This window comes from Vibrio genomosp. F6, from assembly GCF_005146325.1.
Classification (GTDB): Bacteria; Pseudomonadota; Gammaproteobacteria; order Enterobacterales; family Vibrionaceae; genus Vibrio; species Vibrio cortegadensis.
The window spans coordinates 1-7442 of sequence record NZ_SYUT01000103.1 but is presented as its reverse complement, the minus strand read 5'-3'; the positions used below and the strand labels follow the sequence as shown (position 1 = coordinate 7442).

The window sequence follows — 7442 nt, the reverse complement described above, 5'->3', positions numbered from 1 at the left end:
CTACCTTGAAAAACACCGGATTGGTCAAATTGCTTCCGTTTCCATAATCAGCAATCTTCCAGAGCTAGGCTATATTACTAATAAACAAGCGGCGGCACTGGTTGGTGTGGCCCCTATGAATAGAGAAAGTGGGCGCTATAAAGGTAGAAGGACTATCCAAGGTGGTCGAGCACAAGTTCGAACCGTTTTATACATGGCCATGATGTCAGCTATGCAATGTAATCCTGTATTTAAAGCTACATATCAACGACTTCTTGACCAAGGAAAACAAAAAAAAGTAGCGATTATTGCGTGCGTTAGAAAAATGGTTGTCGTCTTAAACTCGATGCTTCGAGATGGCGTCATGTGGGACGAAAACATAGTTAAAAATTAACTATTGACGCCATAGTCGTTTGTTAGGTGAATTCTTCCACTGACCTACATTTAGGAAAAGACGAGCAACCCCAAAACTGTTTACCTTTATTTTCCCCACGCTTTGTTTCACGCACAACCATTTCAGAGCCGCAACGTGAACATTGCTTTAGATTTTCCTTTGAAGCGACCAACTCTCTAACGTGTTTCCTATGCTTTAGGTCTGTAACAACGCCTTTTTTGAGCTTAACTTCGGTTATCGCTTCGATAATTTGAACGTACTCAGTATCTGTAAATACAGGCTGAATATACTGCTTAATGTAATCCAAGCAACCTCGCGCGTAAGTAACATTATTAGGCATATCTGTCTTAAACGTACTATCACCGATAAAAACGATGACCGAATGCAACTTAGATGAATCAATTCTCAATAATGACTCTAGGGTTTTGACGTGTTTATAATTTTGGTGAAGAGGGTTCTGGAATTTAGACTTATGACGATAGATTTTTTGAGTCCATTGCTTTTGACTTTTTGAGCCAAAGATCCAACCTTTCATATTCTTAGTTTCAACAACGAAAATACCAAACTTAGAGACAACAACGTGATCAATTTGTGTTGTGCCTTCTTCTGTGGGTAAAGTTACATCTTTGATTAATGTGTAATCTGATGCAGGCAAGTGCGACAACAATTTGTTTACTAAAAACTCTCCGAATACACCTTTAAACCACCGACTCTTGAATATCGAGACAACAAGTAGCAAAGGTACAACATACCAGACTTGAGCCAAAGCACCTGATAGTAATCCTAATATATCCACGAAACTTCCTTATTCAACTAACGCTCTGTTAAGGTGATGAGATGGTCTCCCCCTACCACTTCACATCGCTATCAGCCATGCTTGGAGTGTTCAGGTCCGAAGTAAAAGGAGAAGACCATGACTCAGCATAAAATCATCGGCATCGATTTAGCAAAAAATATTTTCTTTCTTTTTGAAATTAATCATAAAGGAAAAAATATCAGCCGTAAAAAACTTCAAAGAAGTAAGTTACTTAGCCATATTGCAAACCTAAAACCTTGCACCATCGCTATGGAAGCATGCTCCGGCGCTCACTACTGGGCTCGGGAGTTTTCAAAATTCGGACATACCGTTTTGCTTTATGCCCCGCAACATGTGAAAAGCCAAAGGCGTAAACAAAAAAATGACTACAACGATGCTGAAGCCATCGCTGAAGTCGCTCTCTATCAAAGACCTCACCCCATTCCTCATAAATCGGTCGAGCAACAAGACATTCAGTCACTCATTCGAATGCGTCGACTCATGGTTACCGAACGTACCCGGCTCATTAATCAAGTACGCGGACTAATAGCTGAATACGGCATCATCATGCCACAAGGCAAAGCAACATTCAGAAAGGCTATTCCCGAAATACTCGAAGACGTGGAAAACCAACTCTCTCCTATTTTACTAGAGCTGTTATCTCACCAATATGAGCGGTATTTATATGTCGATGAACAGATTCAATGTAAGCGTCTAATTAAGCAGTGAGGCCTTATTCGGCCTCATCTATGTCTAGGTTCCACGGCATAAGATCAGTCAGATCGTCTTGAAGGGATCGCGTTGGTAGCACTTTGAACAAGTGCGCGAAGTAGTAATACGCGTTGATATTATTCGCCCGACACGTCATCACTAAGCTATACAAGTTGGCACTCGCTGTAGCGCCCTCAACCGAGGTTGAGAACATCCAGTTTTTCCGGCCCGTTGTAAACGGGCGGATATCTCGCTCAGTCACATTATTATCAATGCTGATGTCGCCATCTTCTAGATAGGTGAGCAACTTCGGCCATTGGTTGACCGTGTAATTGATGGCGCCACCAAGCTGACTTTTCGGCAGCACTTTTTCTTGGCTTTCCAGCAACCATGCGTGGAACTTGTCTAATATAGGTTTTGATTTTTGTTGGCGTAGCTGCTGCCTTTCGATAGCACATAAGCCTTTGGCTTCTTGCTCAATGCCATAAAGCTTCGCGATAAAGTTGATGGCCTTTTCTACTCTGCCTGATTTCTTCTTCGGTTGGGCTTTTTGTGCATCAGTAAACTTGCGTCTTACATGCGCTAGGCAACCAGCTTGGCTTACATTATCGAGACCGTTGTATGCTTGGTAACCATCCGTTAGCAGGTAGCCAGAGTAATTTCCTAAGAAGTCTTTAACACATTGTCCTGCACGACTTGGTTGATAGTCGTAAATGACCATTGGCTGTTTGACGAACTCGCCACTACGATAGACCCACATGTAAGATTTACTCTGAGCACTTCGGTCTTGCTCTCGTAAAACCTGGACGGTGGTTTCATCGGCGCAGATGAGCTTCTCATTCAGTAAATGGGCTTTCATCGCCTCAACGATGACATTCACTTTATTGCCCAGTTGAACACACCAGTTGGCGAGTGTCCCACGGCTTAAGTCGATATCAGAACGTTTTAAAATCTCTACCTGGCGATAAAGCGGCAGCGCATCAACATATTTTGCGGTCACGACAGCGGCGAAGGCTTCAGGGCTACCGATGCTTTTCGGGATCATATTGGCTGGTCGAGGCGCGGTGATAATTTTGCTGCTGGTGTGTGTTTTTTCACACTGACGGCAAGCATATTTAGTACGTTCATGGCGCACAACGCTGACTTTCTGAGGGATGATTTTTAGCTCTTCCGAGACTTCAGTGCCGCATTCATGCAGTGGTTCATTACAGCATTCACAGTAAGGGGCATTGAGCGTGTGTTGATATACTTCGCGCTCTAGCTCAGCTGGTAGTGGCTTTCGGCCTTTTTTATGATGCTTAGGGGCTGACTTTGGCAATGCATTTTGCTGTTCGGCTTCGTTGAACGTGCCTTTGGGCTCTTTTTCGCTTTTGGCTGAGAAGCGTTTGGAATTACTCAAGTTAAGCTGCTCAAGGAGCAACTGCATTTTATTTTCTAATTCAACGACTTCCTCTGCTTGAGTGTCGACTGTTTTTTTGAGTACATTGTTCTCCTCCTGAAGCTTAAGCAGCATCGCTTTGAGTTGTTCTACATCATCAGGAAGGTCGGTCATGGTAAGGGCTCATTATCTGTCATTTCCACTTAGTCTGACAGCGAAAAAGGATCGTTCAAGCCCAATTTGGAGATCAGTATTCTAGCTCACACTTCTCTGCCATAAAGAGGTTGATGAGCCTTGGGGTTTTCAAGATTTAGCCCAGATAATAGCCAGTTAAGTTGTTGAGTTGAAATATGGATATGGCCCGCAACTGTAGGTTTGGGCCACTTAAAGCGGCCTTTTTCTAGTCGGCGGTAATAGAGCCAAAATCCGTTGGTATCCCAAAAGAGAATTTTGATTTTATCTCGGCCACGATTACAAAAGATGAACCACGCGCTGCTCAATGGATCCATTTTTAGCACATCCGCGACAATAAGAGACAGGCCATCAATCGACTTTCTCATATCAGTGATACCAGAGACGAGATAGACCGCGCCACTTGGGATCATTGCAGCGCCCTAAGCCAAGTTTGAATTTGTGCCAGTGGTAATGAGGTTGGCAGTTCCGCTCTCAGTCCATTAGGTAGATGTACAACAACCGCCTCCGAACCTAAAGCTGGACGATCAGTCATTACCACTTGATGGGCAACCTGCTCATCATCAGTTTGTTTGAGTTTCTTCAACCAATAATGAAAAGTAGCGTAATTGATGTCGTGCTCTTTGCAAAACTGCGGAACAGAAAGTCCGCTTTCTTGCTGATTAGAGATAATGGCCGTCCAGTGTTGATGTTTTTCAGATTGAGTCATAGTTCCTCCGTTTGTTTAGGAAACTATGACAAAGGCTTGCTGGAATTAGAACGTGTGGTTAATTGCGCGCTTACGATTCAATGGTTCGATAGCAAACTCAACCAAACTATTAAGCAATTCGACAACGCAAAACGGCTTATGTCCATTCCTGGATTTGGTCCACTCACGAGTCAAGCCGTCGCCGTATGGCTCGGCTCTGGACTCCGGTTCAAAACAGGAAGAGATGCATCTGCTGCTATGGGGCTTGTTCCGAAACAAGACACCAGCGGCGACAAGACCATACTTCTTGGCATTACAAAACGAGGCAACACTTACATCCGCTCCTTGCTCGTTCATGGAGCAAGAGCTGCATTAAGGCGTGCTAAATTCAAATCCGACAACCTCAGTAAATGGATGCTAGAACTCCAAGAGCGACGAGGGCCAAACCGTGCTGCGGTGGCTTTAGCAAACAAACTCATGCGCATAGCATGGGCCGTTACAACTAAAAATGAAGAGTACCAAACAAAACAAAGCTAGTAACAATCACCAACCCTTTGCAAAGTACGTAGTAAGATGAATAACAGGACAAATCCTACACGTTGAAAACCTTATGCTCACACTGGCTTATAAAGTCGATAAGGTGATTAGGACTTCGTGTTCGACTTCCTCATCTTGGCCAAGGCAATAGCCGCTTAAACAGGCCGTATATATGGAAGTTAACCTGCGCTTTTAATTATGCTACTGACTTGCAAAACCGGGGGAGACCATATATGTGAGCAACGCAATACCGACGCTGCCGCATACCACCTTAGACACTAAACGCAACGCATAGCAAAAACGCCAAGCGTTGCGAATCACTCTTAAACAGATTGTTAGCCTTTTATACGGCTTTGTACAATATTGAGATAAATGACAGAGAAAAGCTGTAATGCCAAGGTATTAATTTCTTTGAAAAATGAGTTTGGGCACGCTAACTGTTGAGAACTAATAGAATTTGACATACCACTTAGATGGTGAAAATACTTGTTTCTTAACTCAACGACTAAATCCCATATGTATTGAAATTCAATTCTTACAGAAAATGAGTTAAACTCAAAGGAGTTACCTACAGATAACCTCTTAAGCACTTTTTCATTTTCAGATTTGTTGTTAGTAAATGTGACATCAAGGGTTGATTCCAAAATAGATTCAGGGAGAATCTTACCGACAAATTGCTTACAAAACTTTAACTCACTATCCCCACCGTCACTAAAGTAATTTTTCAAAGACTTATAAGTATTGGCATAACTATCTTCTGTTGATAAATATACCAATGGAAATGAATAAGAAATATGCTCGTATGCCCTATATATATGTAAAAAACCCTGTAAATGCGAACCTTTCTTTGCATCATTGAGAGCATGTGACAGTTCAAACAATATATTAATAAAGAAAGAACTATTTGTTCTATTCATATTTAAGCTTTCTATTATCTCCTCGCTATCAAGTGTAGAAAAATCAAAAACTTTCTTATAATCAGACATAATACTTCTTGAGTTTCGAGTATCTACAGGATTAAGAAAATAATTATTTTCCGTTTCAAAACTATCACCACTAACGTTATTGGTGACAGAGACCCCTCCCATCAATAGTCTTATAATACAAAGCTCTACCGGAGATTTGGTCGTAAGTCCAAGATAACTTTCAAAATTGGACTTATCTCCTAGACCGTGCTTATCAAAATGTATACTGTCAGAAAAGACATAATGCTTGATTTTCTTCATCAGATCACCAGAGAAAACTCATCAACCAAATCATACTCATCCAAGCTAAACTCTTCGCTTACTTTAGAGAACAGATGTGCTGCGCATTGTCTTCGCACTACACCAATTTTAACTTTTGAAGGGTTAATATAAGAAAATGACTGCTCAAATAAATCAACATATTCAAGCATTAAGCTTTTCGTAATTTTTGAGACATTATTTAGGTTTGATCTAGCTCCCACACAAAAGCCAATAAGATTATTAGTCACTAAGAACCATTTTTTTACATCGTCATTTTCACATAGGTCGCTAATTACGTGTAATACGGTATCAAAATCACCGTCTTCTTGTGTTAGATCAGATTCAATTATCTTCCTTGCAATAATTTCATCCATTTTTTGCTCTATGACTTTATTATTATCAATATTTACACTCTTGCTCAAAAATGCTAGATATGCATTTATTAAATCTGACTTCTTGAATGACCCTTTGATATTTTTTTTACCATTTTTCTTTTCAACTGCAACATTTATATCATGCTTGTCAAAGTCATATATTCCGTTTGCAATGATTTCAATTTGGTGACGAGCTGTCATTGGTTTTTGTCCATTGTTCAATGTAATCATTCTATAGAGTAATAAATCAAACGAACGGCATACTAATACATTTAGGTATATAGAATTTCCGAAAGGAAATTCTTCACCTAAGGTTTTGTGTACTTTCTGTAAAGTAGTAACACGCTGAATTCCATCAAGCACGAAAAATTCATCTAAATGATCTTCCAAAACTTCCATTGCTTGAGCATTGTTGAGTTTTCCATCATTTGCGGTATCGACTACGATAGCTAGTGTTAATGGCGGCATTACACAGCCATTTTCAATGTCGGTTGCTAGACGGTCATAAAATTTAGTGTTTTGTTTATTACGCTGGATATCTAACCTATCAACAGCAGGAACTAGTTTATCAAGGACAAACTGATAGTCAGCCTTAACCGAAAGTAACTGACTTTGAATTACATGATCATAATCACTATCTAAAAGCTTGATATTAGGGGTCATTTTTTCATCCAATTAATATGCAATTGTTATAATTATACCGTTTTATTTATGCGAAGTACTACTCAAAGAAGGCTAACGCCCAATTAAGTAGCTGACAACGCTACCAATACACTAAAACTAAACCAAGCTGAAAATGCCAAGCGTTGACAGTCTGCTTAAATTGCTTGTTATGTGAATTACCAACCTACAACTTTTAGCTTCTCTGTCGCAGCTTTAAGTTCTTCTCTTGCTAAACCAATAATAGTTTGGAAGTCTCTATCATCTAAACCAAAACCTAGATTATTAGCATTTAACGCATTAATGATACCTCCTAGCTCCTTCACTGTTAGCTCGTTTGGAGATACTTCTTGTACTGCTAGGCTCAGTTTGTCAGCGACAGCACTTACACTCGGATGCACCACGACTATCTCATCAGAATTTTCTAACTCTCTGAGTGCTTTTAATAACGCTTCTTTTACTACCGACTCGTTCATATTCTATACTCACATAGACATAATGACCCCC

At 40.5% G+C, this 7442-nt stretch carries 8 protein-coding genes and 2 pseudogenes; 3 read left to right on the top strand and 7 right to left on the bottom strand.

The features are described from left to right. Positions 1-373: transposase (locus FCV43_RS19830; protein ID WP_136996145.1), on the top strand; the 373-nt coding region annotated here is incomplete at its 5' end. 22 nt (positions 374-395) lie between these two features. On the opposite strand, the gene FCV43_RS19825 is transcribed toward FCV43_RS19830, so the two are convergent. Then, positions 396-1169, bottom strand: a complete 774-nt coding sequence (locus FCV43_RS19825; protein WP_136996144.1) for an NERD domain-containing protein — start codon at positions 1167-1169, stop codon at positions 396-398. A gap of 117 nt (positions 1170-1286) precedes the next feature. Between FCV43_RS19825 and FCV43_RS19820 the strand changes: the two are divergent. Further along, positions 1287-1874, top strand: a pseudogene (locus tag FCV43_RS19820) (IS110 family transposase); the annotation flags it as partial. 28 nt (positions 1875-1902) lie between these two features. Here FCV43_RS19820 and tnpC read toward each other — a convergent pair. From tnpC to tnpA, 3 genes are all read right to left on the bottom strand, one after another. Then, the gene (tnpC, locus tag FCV43_RS19815) at positions 1903-3432 is read right to left on the bottom strand and encodes an IS66 family transposase (RefSeq protein ID WP_136996143.1); all 1530 of its coding nucleotides are present in this window, start codon (positions 3430-3432) and stop codon (positions 1903-1905) included. Between the two features lie 86 nt (positions 3433-3518). After that, a complete protein-coding gene (gene tnpB, locus FCV43_RS19810) occupies positions 3519-3863 on the bottom strand; it encodes an IS66 family insertion sequence element accessory protein TnpB (RefSeq protein ID WP_136996142.1) in 345 nt (114 codons plus the stop codon). Further along, a complete protein-coding gene (tnpA, locus tag FCV43_RS19805) occupies positions 3860-4159 on the bottom strand; it encodes an IS66 family insertion sequence element accessory protein TnpA (protein WP_136996141.1) in 300 nt (99 codons plus the stop codon). Before tnpA ends, tnpB begins: the two co-directional genes overlap by 4 nt. 78 nt (positions 4160-4237) lie before the next feature. Between tnpA and FCV43_RS19800 the strand changes: the two are divergent. Then, positions 4238-4675 (top strand): annotated as a pseudogene (locus FCV43_RS19800) (transposase); the annotation flags it as partial. Positions 4676-5010: 335 nt separating this feature from the next. Here the strand turns inward: FCV43_RS19800 and FCV43_RS19790 are convergent. From FCV43_RS19790 to FCV43_RS19780, 3 genes are all read right to left on the bottom strand, one after another. After that, positions 5011-5901 carry a hypothetical protein gene (locus FCV43_RS19790; RefSeq protein WP_136996140.1) on the bottom strand — a complete coding sequence of 297 codons (891 nt, stop codon included), beginning with the start codon at positions 5899-5901 and terminating at the stop codon, positions 5011-5013. Beyond that, positions 5901-6938 (bottom strand): hypothetical protein, encoded by a 1038-nt coding sequence (locus FCV43_RS19785; protein ID WP_136996139.1) that lies wholly within the window; start codon positions 6936-6938, stop codon positions 5901-5903. The genes FCV43_RS19790 and FCV43_RS19785 overlap by 1 nt, the downstream gene beginning before the upstream one ends. 176 nt (positions 6939-7114) lie before the next feature. Continuing rightward, positions 7115-7411: a hypothetical protein gene (locus tag FCV43_RS19780; RefSeq protein WP_136996138.1), complete on the bottom strand. Its 297-nt coding sequence runs from the start codon at positions 7409-7411 to the stop codon at positions 7115-7117. Between the last annotated feature and the right edge of the window lie 31 nt (positions 7412-7442).